The organism is Micromonospora sp. NPDC048830, from assembly GCF_043198215.1.
In the GTDB taxonomy this organism is placed as follows: Bacteria; Actinomycetota; Actinomycetes; order Mycobacteriales; family Micromonosporaceae; genus Micromonospora.
Genome location: NZ_JBICUP010000033.1, coordinates 28,886 through 51,295, shown reverse-complemented (window position 1 = coordinate 51,295; position 22,410 = coordinate 28,886). Strand labels below are relative to the sequence as shown.

General features: G+C 72.0%; 22 protein-coding genes. All 22 read right to left on the bottom strand.

Features of this window, described 5'->3' with window-relative positions; genetic code table 11:
* The 22 genes from nuoK to paaD all read right to left on the bottom strand — a co-directional run bounded on the left by nuoK (position 1) and on the right by paaD (position 22,382).
* The gene (nuoK, locus tag ACGFIZ_RS24630; protein WP_145774797.1) at positions 1 to 300 is read right to left on the bottom strand and encodes an NADH-quinone oxidoreductase subunit NuoK; all 300 of its coding nucleotides are present in this window, start codon (positions 298 to 300) and stop codon (positions 1 to 3) included.
* Positions 297 to 1,067, bottom strand: coding sequence for an NADH-quinone oxidoreductase subunit J (locus ACGFIZ_RS24625; RefSeq protein WP_393422885.1), 771 nt, complete (start codon positions 1,065 to 1,067; stop codon positions 297 to 299). The genes nuoK and ACGFIZ_RS24625 overlap by 4 nt, the downstream gene beginning before the upstream one ends.
* Entirely contained in the window at positions 1,064 to 1,705 is a 642-nt protein-coding gene (nuoI, locus tag ACGFIZ_RS24620) for an NADH-quinone oxidoreductase subunit NuoI (RefSeq protein ID WP_393422883.1), read from the bottom strand. Before nuoI ends, ACGFIZ_RS24625 begins: the two co-directional genes overlap by 4 nt.
* Before the next feature lies 1 nt (position 1,706).
* Positions 1,707 to 3,059, bottom strand: coding sequence for an NADH-quinone oxidoreductase subunit NuoH (gene nuoH / locus ACGFIZ_RS24615; protein WP_393422881.1), 1,353 nt, complete (start codon positions 3,057 to 3,059; stop codon positions 1,707 to 1,709).
* Positions 3,056 to 5,557 carry an NADH-quinone oxidoreductase subunit G gene (locus ACGFIZ_RS24610; protein ID WP_393422879.1) on the bottom strand — a complete coding sequence of 834 codons (2,502 nt, stop codon included), beginning with the start codon at positions 5,555 to 5,557 and terminating at the stop codon, positions 3,056 to 3,058. The genes nuoH and ACGFIZ_RS24610 overlap by 4 nt, the downstream gene beginning before the upstream one ends.
* Before the next feature lie 58 nt (positions 5,558 to 5,615).
* Positions 5,616 to 6,932 carry an NADH-quinone oxidoreductase subunit NuoF gene (nuoF, locus tag ACGFIZ_RS24605; protein ID WP_393422878.1) on the bottom strand — a complete coding sequence of 439 codons (1,317 nt, stop codon included), beginning with the start codon at positions 6,930 to 6,932 and terminating at the stop codon, positions 5,616 to 5,618.
* Positions 6,929 to 7,855 carry an NADH-quinone oxidoreductase subunit NuoE gene (gene nuoE, locus ACGFIZ_RS24600; RefSeq protein WP_393422876.1) on the bottom strand — a complete coding sequence of 309 codons (927 nt, stop codon included), beginning with the start codon at positions 7,853 to 7,855 and terminating at the stop codon, positions 6,929 to 6,931. The genes nuoF and nuoE overlap by 4 nt, the downstream gene beginning before the upstream one ends.
* 52 nt (positions 7,856 to 7,907) lie before the next feature.
* On the bottom strand, positions 7,908 to 9,236 hold the full coding sequence (locus ACGFIZ_RS24595; RefSeq protein ID WP_393422874.1) for an NADH-quinone oxidoreductase subunit D: 1,329 nt from the start codon (positions 9,234 to 9,236) through the stop codon (positions 7,908 to 7,910).
* Between the two features lie 112 nt (positions 9,237 to 9,348).
* The gene (locus tag ACGFIZ_RS24590) at positions 9,349 to 10,086 is read right to left on the bottom strand and encodes an NADH-quinone oxidoreductase subunit C (protein WP_393422872.1); all 738 of its coding nucleotides are present in this window, start codon (positions 10,084 to 10,086) and stop codon (positions 9,349 to 9,351) included.
* Complete coding sequence (locus ACGFIZ_RS24585) at positions 10,083 to 10,760, bottom strand: NADH-quinone oxidoreductase subunit B family protein (protein ID WP_347666654.1); 678 nt, start codon at positions 10,758 to 10,760, stop codon at positions 10,083 to 10,085. The genes ACGFIZ_RS24590 and ACGFIZ_RS24585 overlap by 4 nt, the downstream gene beginning before the upstream one ends.
* A gap of 14 nt (positions 10,761 to 10,774) precedes the next feature.
* Positions 10,775 to 11,140, bottom strand: a complete 366-nt coding sequence (locus ACGFIZ_RS24580) for an NADH-quinone oxidoreductase subunit A (protein WP_393422870.1) — start codon at positions 11,138 to 11,140, stop codon at positions 10,775 to 10,777.
* A 135-nt stretch (positions 11,141 to 11,275) separates the two neighbouring features.
* Positions 11,276 to 12,550: a geranylgeranyl reductase family protein gene (locus ACGFIZ_RS24575; RefSeq protein WP_393422868.1), complete on the bottom strand. Its 1,275-nt coding sequence runs from the start codon at positions 12,548 to 12,550 to the stop codon at positions 11,276 to 11,278.
* A 134-nt stretch (positions 12,551 to 12,684) separates the two neighbouring features.
* A complete protein-coding gene (locus ACGFIZ_RS24570) occupies positions 12,685 to 12,912 on the bottom strand; it encodes a hypothetical protein (RefSeq protein WP_347666651.1) in 228 nt (75 codons plus the stop codon).
* A 131-nt stretch (positions 12,913 to 13,043) separates the two neighbouring features.
* Complete coding sequence (locus ACGFIZ_RS24565) at positions 13,044 to 13,754, bottom strand: demethylmenaquinone methyltransferase (protein WP_393422866.1); 711 nt, start codon at positions 13,752 to 13,754, stop codon at positions 13,044 to 13,046.
* Positions 13,755 to 13,883: 129 nt separating this feature from the next.
* Positions 13,884 to 15,083 carry a cell wall anchor protein gene (locus tag ACGFIZ_RS24560; RefSeq protein WP_393422864.1) on the bottom strand — a complete coding sequence of 400 codons (1,200 nt, stop codon included), beginning with the start codon at positions 15,081 to 15,083 and terminating at the stop codon, positions 13,884 to 13,886.
* Between the two features lie 282 nt (positions 15,084 to 15,365).
* Entirely contained in the window at positions 15,366 to 16,580 is a 1,215-nt protein-coding gene (locus tag ACGFIZ_RS24555) for a hypothetical protein (protein ID WP_393422862.1), read from the bottom strand.
* A gap of 151 nt (positions 16,581 to 16,731) precedes the next feature.
* Positions 16,732 to 17,922 carry a cyclic dehypoxanthinyl futalosine synthase gene (gene mqnC / locus ACGFIZ_RS24550; protein WP_393422860.1) on the bottom strand — a complete coding sequence of 397 codons (1,191 nt, stop codon included), beginning with the start codon at positions 17,920 to 17,922 and terminating at the stop codon, positions 16,732 to 16,734.
* 116 nt (positions 17,923 to 18,038) lie between these two features.
* A complete protein-coding gene (locus ACGFIZ_RS24545; protein ID WP_393422858.1) occupies positions 18,039 to 19,874 on the bottom strand; it encodes an FG-GAP-like repeat-containing protein in 1,836 nt (611 codons plus the stop codon).
* Positions 19,875 to 20,052: 178 nt separating this feature from the next.
* On the bottom strand, positions 20,053 to 20,463 hold the full coding sequence (locus ACGFIZ_RS24540) for a type II toxin-antitoxin system VapC family toxin (protein WP_393422856.1): 411 nt from the start codon (positions 20,461 to 20,463) through the stop codon (positions 20,053 to 20,055).
* Complete coding sequence (locus tag ACGFIZ_RS24535) at positions 20,460 to 20,738, bottom strand: type II toxin-antitoxin system Phd/YefM family antitoxin (protein WP_393422854.1); 279 nt, start codon at positions 20,736 to 20,738, stop codon at positions 20,460 to 20,462. Before ACGFIZ_RS24535 ends, ACGFIZ_RS24540 begins: the two co-directional genes overlap by 4 nt.
* A gap of 31 nt (positions 20,739 to 20,769) precedes the next feature.
* Complete coding sequence (paaE, locus tag ACGFIZ_RS24530) at positions 20,770 to 21,909, bottom strand: 1,2-phenylacetyl-CoA epoxidase subunit PaaE (RefSeq protein WP_393422852.1); 1,140 nt, start codon at positions 21,907 to 21,909, stop codon at positions 20,770 to 20,772.
* Positions 21,906 to 22,382, bottom strand: coding sequence for a 1,2-phenylacetyl-CoA epoxidase subunit PaaD (paaD, locus tag ACGFIZ_RS24525; RefSeq protein WP_393422928.1), 477 nt, complete (start codon positions 22,380 to 22,382; stop codon positions 21,906 to 21,908). The genes paaE and paaD overlap by 4 nt, the downstream gene beginning before the upstream one ends.
* Between the last annotated feature and the right edge of the window lie 28 nt (positions 22,383 to 22,410).

Genomic DNA, 22,410 nt, shown 5'->3' with positions numbered 1-22,410 from the left:
CTAGTACTTGAGCAGGTTGGCGTCGTCGACGCTCGCGGAGCGCCGGGTCCGGAAGATGGACATGATGATCGCGAGGCCGACCACGACCTCGGCCGCGGCCACCACCATCACGAAGAACGCCATGATCTGGCCGTTCAGGTCACCGTTGATCCGGCTGAACGTGACCAGGGTCAGGTTGGCGGCGTTCAGCATCAGCTCGACGCACATGAACAGCACGATCGCGTTGCGCCGGATGAGCACCCCCACCGCGCCGATGGTGAACAGCACCGCGGCGAGGACGAGGTAGTAGTCGGGCGTCATTTGTCTGTCCCCTTCAGCGAGGTCTCCTCCGGGGCCAGCTCCCGCGCCGGCAGGATCTCCGGGATGCTGCGCTCGGTCAGCCGGCCGTCGGGCAGGCGGGCCGGGGTGGCCACCGAGGAGGAGGTGGCGAAGACACCCGGGCCGGGCTTCGGGCCGGGGTAGTTGCCCGGGGCGAAGCGGGCCCGCATGGTCCTCGGCTGGTCGAGCTTGTCCTGCTTGCGCCGCTCGACGTGCGCCAGCACCATCGCGCCGACCGCCGCCGTGATCAGCAGGGCCGAGGTCAGCTCGAACGCGAAGACGTACTTGGTGAACAGCAGGCGGGCGATGCCCTGCACGTTCCCCTCGGCGTTGGCCTGGTCCAGGCCGACCGCCGGGACGCCGTCGAGCGCCCGGTAGATGCCGGTGCCGACGAGGCCGGCGAAGCCGAGGCCGAGCAGCACGGCGGCGACCCGCTGGCCGCGCAGCGTCTCGATCAGCGAGTCCGAGGCGTCCCGGCCGACCAGCATCAGCACGAACAGGAACAGCATCATGATCGCGCCGGTGTAGACGATGATCTGCACCATGCCGATGAACGGCCCGGCCTGGAGCACGTAGAACACGCCCAGGCAGAGCATGGTCAGCACCAGCCAGAGCGCCGAGTGCACGGCGTTACGCGCCACGATCATGCCGATCGCGCCGATCAGCGCCAGCGGCGCGAGGATCCAGAACGTGACCTCCTCGCCGCCGGAGACCTCACCCGCCGCGGCGAGCACCGTCTGCGTGGTCATGCCTCGTCTCCCTTGCCCGCCGCCGCCCGCTGGGCGTGCTGCTCGGCGCCGGGGAAGGTCACCCCCGGGGTCTGGCTCACCTGGTACCGGCCCGGACTGTTGGCCGAGTGCTCGGCGCCGGCCGAGGTGCCCGGATTGCTCAGCGCGCCGACGTAGTAGTCCTTCTCGCTGTCCCCGAGCCGCATCGGGTGCGGCGGCTGCTCCATCCCCTCGAGCAGCGGCGCGAGCAACTGCTCCTTGGTGAAGATCAGGTCCTGCCGGTTGTCCCGGGCCAGCTCGTACTCGTTGCTCATGGTGAGCGAGCGGGTCGGGCACGCCTCGATGCACAGCCCGCAGAAGATGCAGCGGGCGTAGTTGATCTGGTAGGTGCTGGCGTACCGCTCACCCGGGGAGAAGCGCTGCTCCTCGGTGTTGTCCCCGCCCTCGACGTAGATCGCGTCGGCCGGGCAGGCCCAGGCGCACAGCTCGCAGCCGATGCACTTCTCCAGGCCGTCCGGGTGCCGGTTGAGGATGTGCCGCCCGTGGTAGCGCGGCGCCGAAACCGGCGGCTTGAACGGGTAGTCGGTGGTGACGACCTTCTTGAACATGTGCGAGAAGGTGACCCCGAAGCCCTTGAACGTTCCGGTGATCGCGCCCACGTCACACCTCCCTGGGGTCGGAGCCGGCGGTGACGTTGGCCGGCTCCCGCTCGGCGACCACGCGCTTGGTGCGCGGGCTCGGTGGTACCACGAGGTCCATCGGCGGCAGCGGGAAGCTGCCGTGCGGACGGCTGTTGACCTGCTCCTGGAGCGTCCGCTTCGGCTCCTTCTTCTTGCTCGGCCAGAAGAGCGTGGCCAGCAGCAGCACGCCCGCGCCGATGCCGGTGGCGAGCAGCCGGTCCTGGGTCTGCCAGTCCTCGATCGAGCGCAGGCCGGACAGGACCAGGATCCAGACCAGGTTGATCGGCAGCAGCACCTTCCAGCCGAAGCGCATGAACTGGTCGTACCGCAGCCGGGGCAGGGTGCCCCGCAGCCAGATGAAGACGAAGACCAGGATCAGCACCTTGCCGAAGAACCACAGCAGGGGCCACCAGCCGGAGTTGGCCCCCTCCCAGAGGGTGATCGGCCAGGGGGCCCGCCAGCCGCCGAGGAACAGCGTCGTGGTGACCGCGGACATCGTCACCATCGACACGTACTCGCTGAGCATGAACAGCGCGAACTTCAGCGAGCTGTACTCGGTCATGAAGCCGGCGACCAGCTCGGACTCCGCCTCGGGCAGGTCGAACGGGGCACGGTTCGTCTCACCGACGGTGGAGATGAAGAAGATGATGAAGCTCGGCAGCAGCAGGATCGCGTACCAGCCGGGGGCCGGGATCTCGGTGCCGAAGACGGTCAGCCGGGTGGCGTCCCCCTGGGCGGCGACGATGCCGCTGGTGGACATCGTGCCGGCGGTCATGAACACCGCCACGATGCTCAGCCCCATCGCGACCTCGTACGAGATCATCTGGGCGCTGGAGCGCAGGCCGCCCAGCAGCGGGTACGTCGAGCCCGACGCCCATCCGCCGAGCACGATGCCGTAGATGCCCAGCGACGAGCAGGCCAGCAGCACCAGCACCGCCACCGGCACGTCGGTGACCTGCAGCGGCGTCCAGTGACCGAAGACGCTCACCATCGGGCCGAACGGCACCACCGACAGGGCGGTGACCGCGCAGATCACCGAGATGGTCGGCGCGAAGAAGAAGACGACCTTGTCCGCCGTCCGCGGGAGGATGTCCTCCTTGAAGGCCATCTTCAGGCCGTCGGCGAGGGTCTGGAGCAGGCCGAACGGGCCGGCCTGGTTGGGGCCGGGCCGCACCGCCATGCGGCCGACGACCCGCCGCTCGAACCAGACGCCGAGCAGCGTGGCCAGCACGGCGACGACGAAGGCGAAGAGGACCTTGATCAGGACCAGCCACCACGGGTCCTTGCCGAAGTCGGCCAGCGTCGGGTCCTGCGCCAGATAGACCGCGTTCACTGGGTGACACCCCCGGAGTTGAGGAGCGGGCCCGGGCGACCGGCCGCGTCGGCGGCGGCCGGGCCGGTCGAGACCGGCGTGGAGATCCGCACCACCGTGCCGGACGTCGCCCCGAGGCTACGCCGGACGGTGGAACCGGGCGAGTTGGTCGGCAGCCAGACGACGCCGTCCGGCATCTCGGTGATCGCCGCCGGCAGGGTCACGGCCCCCCGGTCGGTGCCCACCGTCACCGGCTCGCCGTCGGCGACGCCCAGCGCCTCCGCGGTGCCCTTGCCCAGCCGGACCACCGGCGGGCGGGCGGTGCCGGCGAGGTGCTCGTCGCCGTCGGTGAGGCTGCCCAGGTCGACGAGCTGGTGCCACGTCGACAGCACCGCCTCGCCGGCGCCGGGCTGCGGCGGTGCCGCCGGCGCGACGGACGGCGCGGACGGCCGGTCCGCCCGGGTCGGCGGGAGCGAGGCCAGCTCGCGGCGGACGCTGAGCACGTCGCCGGTGCCGAGCCGCACGTCGAGCTGCGCGGCGAGCGCGTCCAGCACCCGGCCGTCGGTCATCGCGGCGGTGTGCAGCACCGCCTCGAAGGTGCGCAGCCGGCCCTCCCAGTCCAGGAAGCTGCCGGCCTTCTCGACCACCGGGGCGACCGGGAACACCACGTCGGCGCGGCGGGACACCGCGCTGAGGCGCTGCTCCAGGCTGACCAGGAACGGCACCGCGTCGAGGGCCTGCTCGGCCAGCCGCGGGTCGGCCAGGTCTGCCGGGTCGACGCCGGCCACCACGAGCGCCCCGAGCTGGCCGTTCGCGGCGGCGGTGAGGATGCCGTCGGTGTCCCGGCCGGCCTGGCTCGGGATCACCCCGGCGGGGATGTCCCACGCCTCGCCCAGCTCGGCCCGCGCGGCGGGCTCGGTGACCAGGCGGCCGCCGGGGAGCAGGTTCGGCAGGCAGCCCGTGTCGACCGCGCCGCGGTCGCCCGCGCGCCGCGGCACCCAGGCCAGCTTCGCGCCGGTACGCCGGGCGACGTCCGCCGCCGCCGACAGGCCGCCCGGCACCTCGGCCAGCCGCTCGCCCACGAACAGGATCGCGCCCTCGGCGCTGAGCGCCTCGGCCACCGTGGCGTGCTCGGCGAGCACGCTCGCCTCCTCGCCCGGCACGACCCGGGCCAGCTTGGCCCCGAGCTTCTCCAGGCCGCGGGTCGCGAACGGCGCGATCGCGTACACCGTGAGGTTCTTCTTCAGGTACGCCTTGCGCAGCCGCAGGAAGAGGATCGGGCACTCCTCCTCCGGCTCCAGGCCGACCAGCACCACCGCCGGCGCCTTCTCCACGTCCGCGTAGGTCACGTCGGTGACCCCGGCGACGCTGCTGGCCAGGAAGTCGGCCTCCTCGCGGGAGACCGGCCGGGCGCGGAAGTCGATGTCGTTGGTGTTCAGGGCGACGCGGGCGAACTTCGCGTACGCGTAGGCGTCCTCGACGGTCAGCCGGCCGCCGGTCAGCACCGCCGTGCCCTGGCCGGCGTCCCGGGCGGCGCGCAGCCCCTCGGCGGCGACGGCCAGCGCCTCGCTCCACGACGCCTCGCGCAGCTCACCGTGCTTGCCGTCGCGGACGAGCGGGGTGGTGAGCCGGTCGAAGGACCGGGTGTACTGGAAGCCCCAGCGACCCTTGTCGCAGTTCCACTCCTCGTTCACCGCCGGGTCGTCGCCGGCCAACCGGCGCAGCACCTTGCCGCGCCGCCAGTCGGTGCGCTGGGCGCAGCCGGCCGAGCAGTGCTCGCAGACGCTGGGGCTGGAGACCAGGTCGAACGGGCGGGCCCGGAACCGGTACTGCGTGCCGGTCAGGGCGCCCACCGGGCAGATCTGCACGGTGTTGCCGGAGAAGTAGGAGTTGAACGGGACGTCACCCGCCGCATCCCCGGAGTCCGCGCCGTACGCGTCGTCCCGGTAGATGTTGATCTCCTCGGCGGACGACCGGTTCATCAGGTCGATGAACTTGTCGCCGGCGATCTCCTCGGAGAACCGGGTGCAGCGCTGGCAGAGCACGCAGCGCTCGCGGTCGAGCAGCACCTGGGTGCTGATCGGCAGCGGCTTCGGGTACTCCCGCTTGTGCTCGTGGAACCGGGAGTCCGACCGGCCGGTGGACATCGCCTGGTTTTGCAGGGGGCACTCGCCGCCCTTGTCGCACATCGGGCAGTCGAGCGGGTGGTTGAGCAGCAGCAGCTCCATGACCCCCTCCTGCGCCTTCTTGGCGACCGGGGAGGTGAGCTGCGTACGGACGACCATGCCCTCGGCGACCGTCTGGGTGCAGGAGGCGACCGGCTTGCGCTGGCCCTCCACCTCCACCAGGCACTGCCGGCAGGCGCCGGCCGGGGCCAGCAGCGGGTGGTCGCAGAAGCGCGGGATCTCGGTGCCCAACTGCTCGGCGATCCGGATCAGCAGGGCGCCCTTGGGGGCGGTGACCTCGACGCCGTCGATGGTGAGCGTGACGGTCTCGGTCTGCTTTGCTACGTCGGTCACAGTGCTGGCCTTTCGCTCGCGACTGCGGGGCTCGCTCCGCTCACTCCTCGCGCTCGCATTAGTGCGCTCCCACCAGCTGCTTGTCCGACAGCTTGGGTGCGGTACGTCCCTCGATGTAGTCGAGGTAGTCCTGCTTGAAGTACTTGAGGGAGGAGGTCACCGAGCTGGTGGCACCGTCACCGAGACCGCAGAACGAGCGGCCGAGGATGTTGTCGCAGGTGTCGAGCAGGGTGTCCAGGTCCTCGTGGGTGCCCTGGCCGGCGAGGATCCGCCGGTAGACCCGGACCATCCAGTAGTTGCCCTCGCGGCACGGGGTGCACTTGCCGCAGGACTCGTGGTGGTAGAACTCCAGCCACCGGTACACCGCGTACACCGGGCAGTCCTGGTCCGAGAAGATCTGGGTGGCCGTGGTGCCCAGGATCGAGCCCGCCGCCGCCACCGACTCGAAGTCCAGCGGCACGTCCAGGTGCTCGGCGGTGAGCAGCGGGGTGGACGAGCCGCCCGGGGTCCAGAACTTCAGGTTGTGCCCCGGCTGCATCCCCCCGGCCAGCTCCAGCAGCTCGCGCAGCGTGACGCCCATCGAGCACTCGTACTGGCCGGGGTTGGCGATCCGGCCGGAGAGCGAGTAGATCATCGGCCCGGAGGACTTCTCCGTGCCCATGGTCTTCCACCACTCGGCCCCGCCGAGCACGATGTACGGCACGCTCGCGATGGTGCCGACGTTGTTGACCACCGTCGGGCTGGCGTACAGGCCGTGGGTCGCCGGGAACGGCGGGCGCAGCCGGGGCTGGCCGCGGAAGCCCTCCAGCGAGTCCAGCAGCGCGGTCTCCTCGCCGCAGATGTACGCCCCGGCGCCGGAGTGCACCACCAGGTCCAGGTCGAACCCGGAGCCGAGGATGTTCCGCCCGAGGTAGCCCTTCGCGTACGCCTCCTGCACGGCGTTGCGCAGCCGCCGCGCGGCGTACACGGCCTCGCCGCGGATGTAGATGTACGCCCGGTTGGCGCGGATCGCGTACGAGGCGATGATGACGCCCTCGACCAGCGAGTGCGGGTCGTGGGTCATCAGCGGCAGGTCCTTGCAGGTGCCCGGCTCGCCCTCGTCGGCGTTGACCACCAGGTAGTGCGGCTTGCCGTCGCCCTGCGGGATGAAGCCCCACTTGAGGCCGGTAGGGAAGCCGGCGCCGCCGCGCCCGCGCAGGCCGGAGTCCTTGACGAGCTGGATCAGGTCGTCCGGGTGGGCCTTGAGCGCCTTGCGCAGCGCCGCGTAGCCATCCAGCTTCTCGTACGTGTCGATTTGCCAGGCGTCCGGCGACAGCCAGCGCTTGGTCAGCACCGGCGTCAGCTTGGCCAGGGTCTCCGGCCGGGGCGTCGTCACTTCTGGGTCCCCCCTTCGCTCGCGACTGCGGGGCTCGCGTTCGCCGATGCTTCCTTGAGGGAGCGCTCCTGCGGGCCGGCCTCGTCGCCGGCCGGCTTGGCGTCGCTGGCCGGCGGGTTCGCGGCGGCGCCGGCGGCCTCGGCCTCCTTGGCGTCGCGCGGGGCCGGGGGCGCGTCGGCCTTCGCCGGCTCCGGTCGGGCGGCGGCGGCCTTCGCCGCCGCCGCGGCCTGCTCGGCCTCCGCCTTGCTGCGGATCGGCGTGTTCGGGTCGAAGCCCGGCACCGAGATGCCGTGCTGCTGGGCCAGGCGCAGGCCGCGCAGGGTCGGCTCGCCCGGCCCGCTGTCGGCGACCGCGCCCTCGCGCTCGTCGGCGAAGCCGGCGAGCTGGACCGCCATCTCCTTCAGCGTGCAGAGCCGGGCGCCCCGGGTCGGCATCGGCCGGCCGCCGGCGCGCAGCTCGTCGACCACCCCGACCGCGGTCTGCGGGTCGATCCCGTCGAAGAACTCGTAGTTGACCGTCAGCACCGGGCCGTAGTCGCAGGCCGCCAGGCACTCGGCGTGCTCCAGCGTGATCTTCCCGTCGGCGGTGGTCTCGTCGTGCCCGACCCCCAGGTGCTCGGTCAGGGTGTCGTAGACCTCCTGCCCGCCGAGCACGTTGCACATCGTGTTGGTGCAGACGCTGACCAGGTAGTCGCCGGTCGGCCGCCGCTTGTACATCGTGTAGAAGGTGGCGACCGCGCCGACCTGGGCCTTGTTCAGGCCGAGCACCTCGGCGCAGAACTCGACGCCGGCCGGGGAGACGTACCCCTCCTCGTTCTGCACCAGGTGCAGCAGCGGCAGCAGCGCCGACCGGGACCGGTCGGCCGGGTACCGCGCGATGATCTCACGCGCCCGCGCCCGGGTCTCTTCGGTGAACACACTCATCAGAGCCGCCTTCCGTTCGCGACTGCGGGGCTCGCAAGCTCACTCCTCGCGCTCACCGGTCACAGCCACCCATCACGGGGTCCAGCGAGGCGCCACCGGCGATCACGTCGGCGATGAGGCCGCCCTCGGCCATCGCCGGGAGCGCCTGGAGGTTGACGAAGCTCGGCTCCCGGTAGTGCACCCGGTACGGCCGGGTGCCGCCGTCGGAGACCGCGTGCACGCCCAGCTCGCCGCGGGGCGACTCGACGGCGGCGTACACCTGGCCCGGCGGGACGCGGAAGCCCTCGGTGACGAGCTTGAAGTGGTGGATCAGGGACTCCATCGACTGGCCCATGATCTTGGCGACGTGCTCCAGCGAGTTGCCCATGCCGTCGACGCCGATGGCGAGCTGCGCCGGCCACGCGATCTTCTTGTCGGCCACCATCACCGGGCCGGGCTTGCCGAGCCGGTCCAGCGCCTGCTCGACCAGCTTCAACGACTCCCGGATCTCGGCGAGCCGGACCTGGTAGCGGCCCCAGACGTCGCCGTCGGTGTGCGTCGGCACGTCGAACTCGTACGTCTCGTAGCCGCAGTACGGCATGGTCTTGCGCAGGTCCCAGGCGAGGCCGGCCGAGCGGAGGACCGGGCCGGTGACGCCGAGCGCCACGCAGCCGGTCACGTCGAGCACGGCGACGTTCTTGGTGCGCTCGATCCAGATCGGCTGGCCGGAGAGGAGGTTCTCGTACTCCTTGAGCCGCTTCGGCATCACCTGGAGGAACTTGCGGATCTTGACGACCGCGTCGTCCGGCACGTCCTGCGCCACGCCGCCCGGGCGGACGTACGCGTGGTTCATCCGCAGGCCGGTGACGAGCTCGAAGATCTCGAGGACGTACTCCCGCTCGCGGAAGCCGTACAGCATCATGTTGACCGCGCCCAGCTCCATGGCGGTGGTCGCCACCCAGACCAGGTGCGAGGAGATCCGGTTCAGCTCCATCATCAGGACCCGGATCGTGGTGGCCCGCTCGGTGATGTCGTCGGTGATGCCGAGCAGCTTCTCCACCGCGAGCGCGTACGCCGTCTCGTTGAACAGCGGGGAGAGGTAGTCCATCCGGGTCACGAACGTCGAGCCCTGCACCCAGTTGCGGTACTCGAGGTTCTTCTCGATGCCGGTGTGCAGGTACCCGATGACCGATCGGGCCTCCCGGACGGTCTCGCCCTCCAGCTCCAGGATCAGCCGGAGCACGCCGTGGGTCGACGGGTGCTGCGGACCCATGTTGACGACGATCCGCTCGTCGGTGATCGGGTCGGTGCCGGAGACGACGGAGTCCCAGTCCCCACCGGTGACGGTGAAGACCTTCCCCTCGTCGGTCTCACGCTCGGTCGCGTAGTTGGACGTGGTCACAGTGTCAGCCCTCCGTTCGCGACTGCGCAGATCTCAGCCCGCGACTGCGGGGCTCGCTTCGCTCGCTCCTCGCGCAGGCGACTGGGGCTCCGCTCCGCTGCACTCCTCGCGCTCACTGGTACGACCTCCGACGGTCCGGCGGGGGGATCTCCGCACCCTTGTACTCGACAGGGACGCCGCCGAGCGGGTAGTCCTTGCGCTGGGGGTGGCCCTCCCAGTCGTCCGGCATGAGGATCCGGGTCAGGTTGGGGTGGCCGTCGAAGACGATGCCGAACATGTCGTACGTCTCCCGCTCCTGCCAGTCGGCGGTCGGGTAGATGCCGGTGACGCTCGGCAGGTGCGGGTCCTCCACGGAGACCGCGGCCTCCAGCCGGACCCGGCGGCGGTACGTCATCGAGGTGAGCTGGTAGACCACGTGCAGCCGCCGCTCGTCGGCGCCCAGGTAGTCCACGCCGGACACCGAGGAGCACAGCTCGAAGCGCAGCGCGAGGTCGTCCCGCATCACCTGGCAGACCTCGGCGATCCGCTCCGGCCGGACGTGCAGGGTCAGCTCGCCCCGGTCGACGACGACCTTCTCGATCGCCTCGTCGAACTCCGGGTACGCCTCCTCCAGCGCGTCGCGGACGTCGTCGAAGTAGCTCCCGTACGGCCGGGGGCTACCCTCGACCGGCTTGCGCGGGCGGACCAGGCCGCCGAAGCCGGAGACGTCGCCGGTGCCCTGGATGCCGAACATGCCGCGCCCGGCCGGGCTGGACGGCGGGTGCTCGGCCGGCGCGCCGCTGCTGGCGCCGGCCGGCGTCACCGGCACCGGCACGCCGCCGGTGTTCGGCTTGTCGGAAGGTGCGGTCACTTGATGCCCCCGTGCGGGTGGAGGTGGTTCTGGGCCTTCATCCAGTTCTCGATCCGCAGCTGCTCCTCGCGCCCCTCGCGGACGGCCTTGGTCCACTCGGCGCGGCGGGCCTTGTCACTGCGGTACGACGACGGCATCGAGCCGTACGGGACGACCGGGACGTCGCCGCGGGCCTGGCGGGCCTCCAGCATCTTGCGGCCGTTCGGGCCCAGCGGCTCGTGCATGACCTTCTCGCGGAGCTTGAGGATCGCGTCGATGAGCATCTCCGGCCGGGGCGGGCAGCCCGGAAGGTACATGTCGACGGGCACGATGTGGTCGACGCCCTGCACGATGGCGTAGTTGTTGAACATGCCGCCGCTGCTGGCGCAGACGCCCATCGAGAGCACCCAGCGGGGCTCGGCCATCTGGTCGTAGATCTGCCGCAGGACCGGGGCCATCTTCTGGCTGACCCGGCCGGCCACGATCATCAGGTCCGCCTGCCGGGGCGAGGCGCGGAACACCTCCATGCCCCAGCGGCCCAGGTCGTAGTGGGGGCCACCGGCGGCCATCATCTCGATGGCGCAGCAGGCCAGGCCGAAGGTGGCGCCCCAGAAGGACGTCTTCCGCGACCAGTTGACCAGCTTCTCCACGCTGGTGAGCAGGACGCCGGCCGGGAGCTTCTCCTCGATGCCCATCTGACGTACCTCCCTCAGTCCCAGTCCAGGCCGCCGCGCCGCCAGACGTAGGCGTACGCGACGAAGACCGCGACGATGAACAGGACCATCTCCACGAAGCCGAAGATCGGCAGGGCGTCGAAGGAGACCGCCCAGGGGTAGAGGAAGATGATCTCGATGTCGAAGACGATGAAGAGCATCGCCGTCAGGTAGAACTTCACCGGGAACCGGCCGCCCCCGACCGGCTGCGGGCTGGGCTCGATGCCGCACTCGTACGCCTCGAGCTTGGCCTTGTTGTACCGGCGCGGGCCGGCGAGGCGGGCGGAGGCCACGGAGAACAGCGCGAACGCCGCGGCGAGGGCGAACAGCCCGATGATGGGTGCGTAAGGCGAGAGCGTCATCGTTGTCTCCTGCTCGTCCTTCCCTGCCGGCGACGGTGGTTGGCCAAAATCACACTATTCACGTCCCTCACGACCACCGTCGGCGGGGGTCGATCTCGCTGGCCACGGTCGTCGTCGACAGCGGCCGTGGTGGTGTCAGACCGCTGGCGCCGCCCTCGTCATCGCGTTGATGACCCGGTCCATCGCGTCCCCGCCGCGCGGGTCGGTCAGGTTGGCCAGCAGCTTGAGGACGAAGCGCATCAGCGTCGGGTGCGGCATGCCGTGCCTGGTGGCCATCCGCATGATCTCCGGCCGGCCGATCAGCTTCACGAAGATCCCGCCGAGCCGGTAGTACCCGCCGAACCGCGCCTTCAGCTCCGTCGGGTACGCCATCAGCGCCCGCTCCCGCTCCGCGCCCGCCGGCCGGGCGAGGGCCTGCACCGCGACCTCCGCGGCCAGCTCGCCCGACTCCATCGCGTACGCGATGCCCTCGCCGTTGAACGGGTTGACCATGCCGCCGGAGTCGCCGACCAGCAGCGCGCCACGGGTGTAGTGCGGCACCCGGTTGAAGCCCATCGGCAGCGCGGCGCCGAGGATCGGGCCCTCGGCGTTCGCCTCGTCGGTCATGCCCCAGTCCTCGGGGGTGTTGGCCAGCCAGTCGGTCAGCAGCCGCCGGTAGTTGGTCTTGCCGAAGGCCGAGGACGAGTTGAGCACGCCCAGGCCCACGTTGACCCGGCCGTCGCCCAGGCCGAAGATCCAGCCGTACCCGGGGAGCAGGGCGTCGCTGCCCTTGGCCCGGAGCTCCAGCCAGGACTCCAGGTAGTCGTCGTCGTGCTTGGCGGGCGAGCGGTAGTAGCGCCGGACGGCCACCCCGATCGGCCGGTCCTCGCGCTTGGCCAGCCCGAGGGCGAGCGGGAAGCGGCCGGAGACGCCGTCGGCGGCGACCACCAGCGGGGCGCGGAAGGTGCCGGGCTCGCCGTCCGGGCCCACCTCGGCCTCCACGCCGACCACCCGGCCGTCGGCGTCGAGCACCGGGCCGATCACGTTGACGCTGGTGCGCAGCTTCGCCCCGGCCGCGACGGCACGCTGGGCGAGCAGGTCGTCGAAGTCGAGCCGGGTGCGGACCAGCCCGTAGTTGGGGAAGCTGGCGAGGTCGGGCCAGTCCAGTTCGAGGCGGACACCACCGCCGATCACCCGCAGGCCCTTGTTGTGCAGCCAACCCGCCTCGGGCGAGGTGTCCACGCCCATCCGGATCAACTGCCGGACGGCGCGCGGCGTCAGCCCGTCGCCGCAGACCTTCTCCCGGGGGAACTCGGTCTTCTCCAGCAGTAGTACCCGTACGCCGTGCCGAGCCAGGTGGTACGCCGTCGCCGAGCCACCGGGACCGGCGCCGACGACGATCACGTCGGCGTCGTTCTCCACCGCGGTCATCTGCGCCTCCTCCCGTACGCTCGTGAAATGCTTCACAAGCCAGTCGGGTGGAGTCTATGACCGGCGTTACACCCCCGCAGGGTTAGGCGACCCTAACTTGCCGAGGTGAGAGCCGCCAAGGTCCACATTGGGCGTCAGCGTGGCGCATGTGCAGGCCCGCCGAGCCCGGCATCGACGCGGATCGCCTCCGGCAGGTGCTCGCGCAGCGCCCCACCGGCCACCCGGTCCAGCGCCGCGAGCACCTCCGCGACGACCTGACGGACGTCGGCGGGATCGGCGCCGGCCAACTCCTTCAGCTGTGCGACGAGTTCCGCGGCGTCGTCGTCCGGCGCCGCACCGGGCACTCGGTCTGCTCCCGTCATGACCCGATCCTAGGGGCAAAGTAGACGGAATTTCCGCAATTCGCAAAAATACGACAAAAGGGCACCATTGCGGTCTTCCCGAGGTCCGTCGCCTCGGTCAGGGCGCCGCGCCTCCCCCGAGCCCCGGCGCCTCAGGCGCGGACGGCGCGGTGCAGGGCGACGACGCCGCCGGTCAGGTTGCGCCAGGCCACCCGGTTCCAGCCGGCCGCACCGACCCGCGTCGCCAGGGCCGGCTGGTCGGGCCACGCACGGATCGACTCCGCGAGGTAGACGTACGCCTCCGGGTTGCTGGACACGGCGCGGGCCACCGCCGGCAGCGACCGCATCAGGTACGACAGGTAGACCGTCCGGAACGCGGGGTTTACCGGCGTGCTGAACTCGCAGACGACCAGCCGGCCGCCGGGCCGGGTGACCCGGGCCAGCTCGCGCAGCGCCGCGTCCGGGTCGGCCACGTTGCGCAGGGCGAAGGAGATGGTCACCGCGTCGAAGACGCCGTCGGCGAACGGCAGCCGCAGCGCGTCCCCGGCCAGCAGCGGCACCACCGGGCGGGCCCGTTTACCCGCCGCCAGCATGCCGAGGGAGAGGTCGGCGCCCACCGCGTACGCGCCGGACTGCGCCAGCTCCTCCGTCGACACGCCGGTGCCCGCGCCGACGTCCAGCACCCGCTCGCCGGGGCGCAGCCCGAGGGCGGCCCGGGTGGCCCGCCGCCAGAACCGGTCCTGGCCGAACGAGAGCACCGTGTTGGTCAGGTCGTAGCGCTCCGCCACGCCGTCGAACATCGCGGCGACCTCGTGCGGCTGCTTGTCCAGGCTGGCGCGCTGGCCCTGCGGGGTACGGCTCACGCCCCCACTCTGCCAGCCGATCGCACGCCGGCCGGCGTCGGGTGCCCCGCCCCGCCGGCGCCGCGCCGCCCGGGTACGCGAACGGGCGGGATGGTCGCCCATCCCGCCCGCCTCACAACGCCCTACGGGTCAGTCGCCCGACTTCTCGTCCTGCGGCGTCACCAGCACCACCCGCCGCCGGCGGGACAGCACCAGCAGCAGCCCGCCGGCCACCAGCACGGCGGCGCCGACGCCGCCGATCAGGCCGACCTGCACGCCGGTCACCGGCAGCCCGCCGCCCTCGCCCGGGGCAGGGCTCTCGCTCGGCTGCCCGGTCGGGCCGGCCGTCGGGGTCGGGGTCGGCTGGGTGTCCAGGTCGACGAAGACGTCGAAGACGGCCTGGTTGTCGCCGCCGTCCGTCTCGGTGAAGGTGCGCCGCTGCGTCGCGGAGGCCACCGCCGGCAGTTCGGCCGGCGCGCCGACCGCCGCGTCCAGCCCGTACGCGAACAGCTCGCCGACGCGCAACACGGGCTCGGTCGCGTCCTCGCCGACCTTCACCCGCACGTCGGCGGTGTAGTACTGGCCCGGCCGGACCACCGCGCCGGCGTCCTCGCAGAGCGCCTGCGCCAGGCCGCCGATCTCCTGCTCCTCGCAGCCCTCGGGCAGCTCCACGAAGCTCACCTTGGTCGGCAGGGTGATGACGTAGAACAGGCCGGTCGCCTTGCGGCTGCCGTCGTTGTAGACCGCCCAGTCGAGCGGGGCGGTGCCGCCCGGCGCGACCGGCTTCAGGTCCGGCTCGCTGGTCTGCGCGCCGTCGACCACGACGTTGGCGTACACGTCCTGCACCCAGGAGGTGAGGTCATAGCCGGCGCGGGCGACGGTCACGTCCACGTCGACCGAGTTGTCCCCGGTCTCCGGGTCGGCGGTGGCCGAGGCGATCGTCACGCTCAGCGTGCCGCCGTCGCCCCGCTTGCCGGTGCTGTACAGCGGGACGCCGAAGTCCTCGCTGGTGCCGCCGGCCAGGTCGCCGAGCAGGCAGGTGAAGGCGGTACCGGACACGTCGCAGCCCTCGGGCACGACGACGCCGACCCGGTCGGTCAGACCCGCGGTCTCCACCGTGACGCGGACGTCCCGGGCGGTGACCGAGGCGCGGGTGTTGTCGACGGTGAACTTGAACGGCTTGGCCTTGGCCGCGGTGACGCCCTTCGCCAGCGTCTGACTGATCGGGACGAGCGCCAGGTCGGCCTGGTCGGCCGCCTGCGCCGGGGCCGCCGCGGTGGCGAGGCCGCCGGCGGCGAGCAGCGCCGCGGCGCCCGCGCGGACCAGGGCCGAACGGTGGAAGCTGATCATCGATACCCCGGGTGCTAGGGAAGCGGGTGCTGGGGAAGCCGGAAAGGGTCGCGGGGGCGGGACGGTCGCCCGTCCCGCCCCCGCCGTGGTGCGTTATGTGGACGGCCCACCCGGGCCGATGGAGGACTGGTGCTCAAGACCATGACGCCCGGGACGTTAGCGACCGAGGATGATCCGCGCGACCCTCCGACGGGACAAGACGCACACCACGTCCGACAGGCCGAACAGAATTGTCCGGAGCGCTGATCCGGTCACCACCCGACCGGGCGGGTCGGGACCAGGTCAATCGGTCGGCTTCTCGTCGCCCGGGTTCACGAGGACCACCCGCCGCCGCCGGGCCGCCAGGAACAGCACAGCTCCCGCGGCCACCACGACCGCGCCGACGCCACCGAGGAGACCGGCCTGCGGACCGGTCACGGGCAGGCCGCCGTCCTCGTCTCCCCCGCCCCCGCCACCGGCGGCCCGGGTGACGACGACCGCGAATTCGTCGGAGTTGTCGCTCTCGTCGACGTCCGAGAGGGTGGCCGGGCCGTTCCACGCCGTGCCCAGGAACCCCGGCAGGGTGCTGCGGTCCCCTTCGGTTGGCGGGCCACCCACGCCCGTCACCGCGACCGACACCGCGCCGCCGGTCAGCGTGGCCGGGGCCTTCACCCCCGCCGAGACCGTCACCGGGAGGATGACGGCCACCGGGTCGTGCGGCACCAGATGGACGTCCACCGGGCAGTGGAAGGTCCGCCTGTCGTCGCTGAACCCGCACTCCTCGGTGCGCAGGCTGTCGAAGGTCACGCCCTTCGGCACCGTCATCCGCAGGGTGATCGTGCTGATCACCTGGTCGCCCTGGTTCGCCAGGTACGCGACGGCCACCGTCTTGTCGCCGGGGTTCAGCGGCGCGCCCGACAGGTCGCCCTCCCGCGCGTCCGAGAGGGCGATCTCCCGCTTGATGTCCGGCGCCACCACGCTCAGGTCGCCGCCGCTCTCGGTGGTCAACTCCACCTCGTACTCGTCGCCGTTGTCCGCCGGGTTGGCGTCGGTCAGCGTCCTGCCCTCGTGCCAGGGGACGACGGCGACGCGCAGCGTGGTCCGGTACGGCTCGGTCAGCTCGTCCGTGGTCTTGAAGACCAGGAGCGGCAGCTCGACGGTCTCGCCCGGCCCGGGGATCTGGTCCCCGCGCAGGGGGCAGTCCCACCGGTCGTTCTTCTCGTCGCCGTCGACGTCGCAGTCCTCCAGCAGCGGGTCGATCCGCACCTTCCGGTAGTCGAAGTCCATCGCGCTGTAGTTGACGGCGATGAGATCCGGGGTGAAGGTGCCGTGGTTGCTGACCTTCACCACCGCGATCTTGTCGTTGGTGCCGGCGGCGAGCCGGGTGCCGACGACATCGACTCCCACGTCGACGACCGGGTCCTCCGCGTGCGCGGGGGCCGCTGACAGAACGAGACCGGCGGAGACCAGCAGGGCGGCGGCGCCGAGTCGGGCCACGGATCGACGGAGCCGTTTCATGGGCCACTCCCGTGAGGCGTTGTTGGCAGGCCCACCGGACCCTAACCGCCCACGCCGGGACGTACCGCCCCTGACCACTGTGCGCCGGCGGATACCCACTGAACGTACGTCCCGGGCCTCCCCCGGACGGCCCGGGTGTCGCCCCGCCCGCTCAGTTGACGTCGACGAGCGGCAGCGACTTCCCGACCCCGCCACCGGGCAGGGCGATCGAGGAGAAGTGCGAGACCACGCGGTCGTCGCTCGGGTCGTCGGCCGGCGTCCAGTGCACCGCGAGCCGGTTGTACAGGGTGTCCCGCTGGGCGGGGACGCGGTCGGCGGTGCGGATCATGCCGATCAGCTCGTGGAGGTTGGAACGGTGCCGGGCGCCGGCCGAGGAGATGACGTTCTCCTCCAGCATGATCGAGCCGAGGTCGTCCACGCCCATGTGCAGGGCGAGCTGGCCCACGTCCTTGCCGGTGGTGAGCCAGGACGCCTGCAGGTGCGGCACGGTCTCGAAGAAGAGCCGGGCCACCGCGACCAGCCGCAGGTACTCCAGGGTGGTGGCCTGGGTCCGGCCCTTGAGGTGGTTGTTCTCCGGCTGGTACGTCCACGGGATGAACGCCCGGAAGCCCCCGGTGCGGTCCTGCACGTCGCGGATCATCCGCAGGTGCTCGATCCGCTCGGCGTTGGTCTCGCCAGTGCCCATCATCATCGTGGCGGTCGACCCCAGGCCCTGGCGGTGCGCCAGCTCCATGACCTCCAGCCACCGCGCGCCCGACTCCTTCAGCGGCGCGATCGCCCTGCGCGGCCGGTCCGGCAGCATCTCGGCGCCGGCGCCCGCGATCGAGTCCAGCCCGGCCGCCTTGATCCGCGCGATGGCCTCGTCGAGGCTCACGCCGGAGACCTTGGCCATGTGCAGGATCTCGCTGGGGCCGATCGAGTGGATGGCCAGCTGCGGGTACGCCTTCTTGACCGCGGAGAACAGCTCCTCGTAGTACTCCACGCCGTAGTCGGGGTGGTGGCCGCCCTGGAGCATGACCTGCGTGGCGCCCAGCTCGACCGCCTCGCCGCAGCGGCGCAGGATCTCCTCCGTCGGGTGGGTCCAGCCCTCGCTGTGCTTCGGGGCCCGGTAGAAGGCGCAGAACTTGCACGCCGTCACACAGACGTTCGTGTAGTTGATGTTGCGGTCGATCAGGTACGTGACGATGTTGTCCGGGTAGCGCCGCCGGCGCACCGCGTCGGCCGCCTCGCCGAGGGCGTGGAAGGGCGCCTCGGTGTAGAGCAACAGTGCCTCCTCGGGCGTGATCCGCCCGCCGTCCGCGCCGCGCTGCAGGATGTCGTCGATCTCCCGGCTCACCGTCACGCCTCCGAGCCTACGACGCGCGGTGCGCCGCCGGCACGCCGCTCCGGCTCCGGTGACGCGCGCCCCACCCCGCCCGGCCCGGCTCCCCGGAATGGGGGAGCCGGGCCGGGCGTCCGTCAGAACACCCGCGGAATGCTGGTGGTCGTCCAGCCCGAGCCGACCGCGCTGACCGCGGCGAGGTAGAGCTTGTGGTCCTCGCTGAGGTAGCCCGTGGCCTGCAAACCGTGCAGGGTCCCGTCCGGGTTCTGCCCGATCAGGTCGGTCAGGGCGTCGCCGTTGAAGTCCCCGAGGAGGATCCGCGGGCGGTCCGCCGTGGTCCAGCTGGTTCCGACGTACGGGTAGGGGCCGGGGAACGTGAGGCCGCTGCCCGTCAGCGCACCGCTGCACCGGTACGCCCGCAGCCGGCCGTCGGCGAACTGGGCGACCAGGTCGGTCATCCCGTCCCCGTCGACGTCTGCCGGCAGGATCCGCGGAATGGACGTGGCCTTCCAGCCCGTGCCGACGACCTTCGCCGCGGCGGTGGCCGGGAAGAGCTTGTTGTCGGCGGACAGGTCGCCGCTGGAGGGGTAGCCCTTCATCGAGCCGTCCGCGTACTGGGCGATCACGTCGGTCGTCCCGTCGCCGTCGAAGTCCCCGGTCAGGATCCGCGGGACCGCGGTGGTGGTGAAGCCGGACCCGACGGTCCGGGCGGGGCCCGCGAAGAGCTTCGCGTCGGCGGACAGGTCCCCGGTCGACGTCCACACCCGCAGCGTGCCGTCGAGCAGCTGGCCCAGCAGGTCCGTCCGCCCGTCGCCGTCGAAGTCACCGGGCATCAGCCGGGGGATGGAGGACGTGCTGAAACCCGTACCCACGAGCGCGGTCGCCCCCGCGAAGAGCCGGTAGTCCGCGGACAGGTCGCCGGTCGAGGCCCAGGCGGTCAGCTTGCCGTCGGCGGTCTGGCCGATGATGTCGCTCCGGCCGTCGCCGTTGAAGTCACCGGTCAGGACACGCGGGATGTTCGTCGCGCCCCAGCTGGTGCCGACGTACGGGTAGGGCGCCGGGAAGAGCGGTGCGGTGCCGGAGATGTTGCCGCTCGACCGGTACGCCCGAAGTCGCCCGTCGACCAACTGCGCGAGGACGTCCTTGCGGCAGTCCCCGTCCCAGTCGCCGAGAATCACGACGCTGGCCTGGTCCCCGGTGCCGGTGCTCGCACCGCCGGCGTTGCAGTTGCTGGGCGTGTTCTGCCGGATCCAGCCGCCCAGGTCGTCGACCCGGGTCTCCGTCCCGTCGCGACGGGTCTCCGCCTCCGCCAGGCAGCCGCCCTGCCAGGACGTGTCGTGCACCGCCACCAGCTCCGGCCGGCCGTTGACGACCCGCAGGGCGGGCCCACCGGCGTCACCCTTGCAGGTGGCGACCCCGCCGGGGTCCTGAGCGGTGATCTCGGCCCCGGTGGCCGAGACCGCCCCGACCGTCACGGGCGCGACGTGTGGATGGTCCGGAATCCACTCGGTGGCGGTACGTCCGTACCCGACCGCCTGGAGCACCTCGCCCTGGACGGGACCGCTGGCCGCGAGCACGGCCGGCGTGACGCCCACCGCGGGCACCACGAGCCGGACCAGCGCCAGGTTGCGATCCGGATGTGGGACCACCCGGTTCGCGCGGAGCACCCGGCCGGCGTGGGTGGGAAGGTCCACCCGGCCCACGGTGACCGTGGTCGGCACCGTCGGCGGACCCGCCACCACGGGCAGCCCGCCGTCGCTCAGGCAGGAGCGGGCGGTCAGCACCCACTGCGGTGCCACCAGCGCCCCGGAGCACGCCCTCACCTCCCCGAAGACGACCTTCGCCGCAAAGGCGTAGGCGCTGTCCGTAACCGGGCTGCCCCCGCTCACCGCCCGGGCCGGAACGCCCCCCACGGCGCCCGCCGCCACCATCGCCGCGGCGGCGACGGCGACGGCTGTTCGTCGCCTTCGCACCTGTCGAACCATTGACATGTCCTTCCGCTCGAGGGCGGCTGGACGTCCAACCTGGACGACACGTGCGGGCAGGACCACGGAATCGACGACTGCCCCGTCGAGGACCCGCAGTTCAGGCCACACAAGTGCACCGCGCTGGCGTCGATCCGTCGACCACGACGGGTCCCGGTTGCCGCCGTCAGTTCATGCCCGGACTCGCCACCGGCAAGCCGGCAGCCTTCGCCGCGTCCAGCAGACGACGGCCGTACGTGACGAAGGCAGCGAAGTCGGCACCGGCCTGGCGGGCCAGGATCTCCGCCGTCGCGAGGTGGATCGCGTCCAGGCCGCGCAGCAGGGGGTCGGCGTAGGCACCGGCAGCGGCACGGACGGCGGCGTCGATCTCGACGCGGTAGAGCCGCCCCAGCACCGACGGAACCCCCACCAACGCCTGTGGCGCGGCGCGCCGAAGGGCCCGCGGCACCTCCACCTCGACCAGCGCGGACGAGACCAGGGACAGGCCCGTCCGCTCGTTGAGCCAGCCGATCAGATCCGGGGTCTCCTGCTCCCGGCGAAGAATCTTGATGACCGCCGCGGAGTCCAGGTAGATCACCAGCGCTCCTCGTCACGCGACGCGGCGAGGACGGCCGCGACGTCCACGGTGGGGTCGCCGAGAACCGGCGGCATCGGCAGCGGCCCGGCCGAGGTCGGCGCGGTCGCGCGGCCCTCGGCCACGAGTCGACCGAGAAGCGCGTCGCCCGCCAGCACCGGCACCAGACGGGCGATCGGCTCGCCCCTGTCGGTCACCTCGACCGTCTCGCCCGCGCGCACCCGCGCCAACACCCTGCTCGTGTGCTGGTTCAGCTCCCGAACCGCGATCTGCTCCACGGCGCAAGTGGAGAACGCAACGTTCTACATGTCACGCGTCGTAGTCGATCGTCAGGGTGTCGGTGACCGGGCTGGACTGGCAGGTGAGGACGTACCCGGCGGCCACCTCGTCGGGCTCCAGGGCGTAGTTGCGGGCCATCGTCACCTCGCCGTCGACCACCTTCGCCTTGCAGGTCGAGCAGACGCCGCCCTTGCAGGCGTACGGCAGCTCGCCGCGCACCCTCAGCGCCGCGTCCAGCACCCGCTCCTCGCGGCCCATCGTGAAGCGCGACGAGCGTCCGTCCAGCACGATGGTCACCTCGGCGCCGGCACCGCGCTCGTCGGCCGGGCGGCGGACCGGCTCCGGTGGCGCGTCGACGTGGAACAGCTCGGCGTGCACCGCCGACTCGGGCAGGCCCCGGGCGGCGAGCACCGCCTGGGCGCCGACCACCATGCCGTACGGGCCGCAGAGGAACCACTCCGCGATGGCGTCGCCGGGGACGATGGTGTCCAGCAGCCGGGTCAGCCGGTCGGCGTCGATCCGCCCCGACAGCAGCGGCGACTCCCCCATCTCCCGGGAGAGCACGTGCACGAGGTGCAGCCGGGTCGGGTACCGGTCCTTCAGGTCCGCCAGCTCCTCGGCGAACATCACCGAGTTCGCCGTGCGGTTGCCGTACACGACGGTGAAGGTGCTGGCCGGCTCGACGGCCAGGGCAGTGGCGACCAGCGACAGCACCGGGGTGACGCCGGAGCCGGCGACCACCGCGCCGTAGTGGCGGGTCCGGTCCGGCGCGAACGCCGTCGTGAAGTTGCCGAGCGGGGGCAGCACCTCGACCGTGTCACCGCCCCGCAGTGCGCGGCAGGCGTACGCGGAGAAGGCGCCCCCGGGAACCTCCCGCACCCCGATCCGCAGCCGGCCGTGCCGGGCCAGCTCGTCCGGCGTGGAGCAGATGGAGTACGACCGCCGCACGTCCTCGCCAGCGGCACCGCTCGCGCCCGCCTCCCCGGCCGCCTCGGCCGGACGACGCACGGTCAGGTGCTGGCCGGCGCGGAACGCGAAAATCGCCCGCAACTCCTCGGGCACGGCGAACGTGATCGCCACGGCGTCGGCGGTGAGCCGGTCGACGGCGGCGACGGGCAGCGGGTGGAACGCGGGCCGGCGGCGGACCGGGCGGGTGATGGTGACAGTCACAGTGCCTTCAGGTGGTCGAAGGGTTCGGAGCAGGCGCGGCAGCGCCAGAGGGCCTTGCACGCGGTGGAGCCGAACCGGCTGACCTGCTCGGTCTCCGGCGAGCCGCAGCGCGGGCAGCGGACGGCGAGGGTCAGCGGCACGACGCCGCCGGGCGCGGCCGGGGCGGGCGGGGCGATGCCGGCGGCGGCCAGCTTGGCCCGCCCGGACTCGGAGATCCAGTCGGTGCTCCACGCCGGGGCGTGCACGGTACGGACCTCCGCGTCGGGGTGGCCGGCGGCGGCGAGCGCCCGGCGGATGTCGGCGCGGATCACGTCCATCGCCGGGCAGCCGGTGTATGTGGGGGTGATGGTCACGACGACCCGACCGGTGGCCGGGTCCTCGTCGACGGACCGGAGGATGCCCAGCTCGTCGATGGTGAGCACCCGGATTTCCGGGTCCACCACCGCCGCCACGGCCGCCCTCGGATTCACCAGAGCCACCTTCCGTTCGCGACTGCGGGGC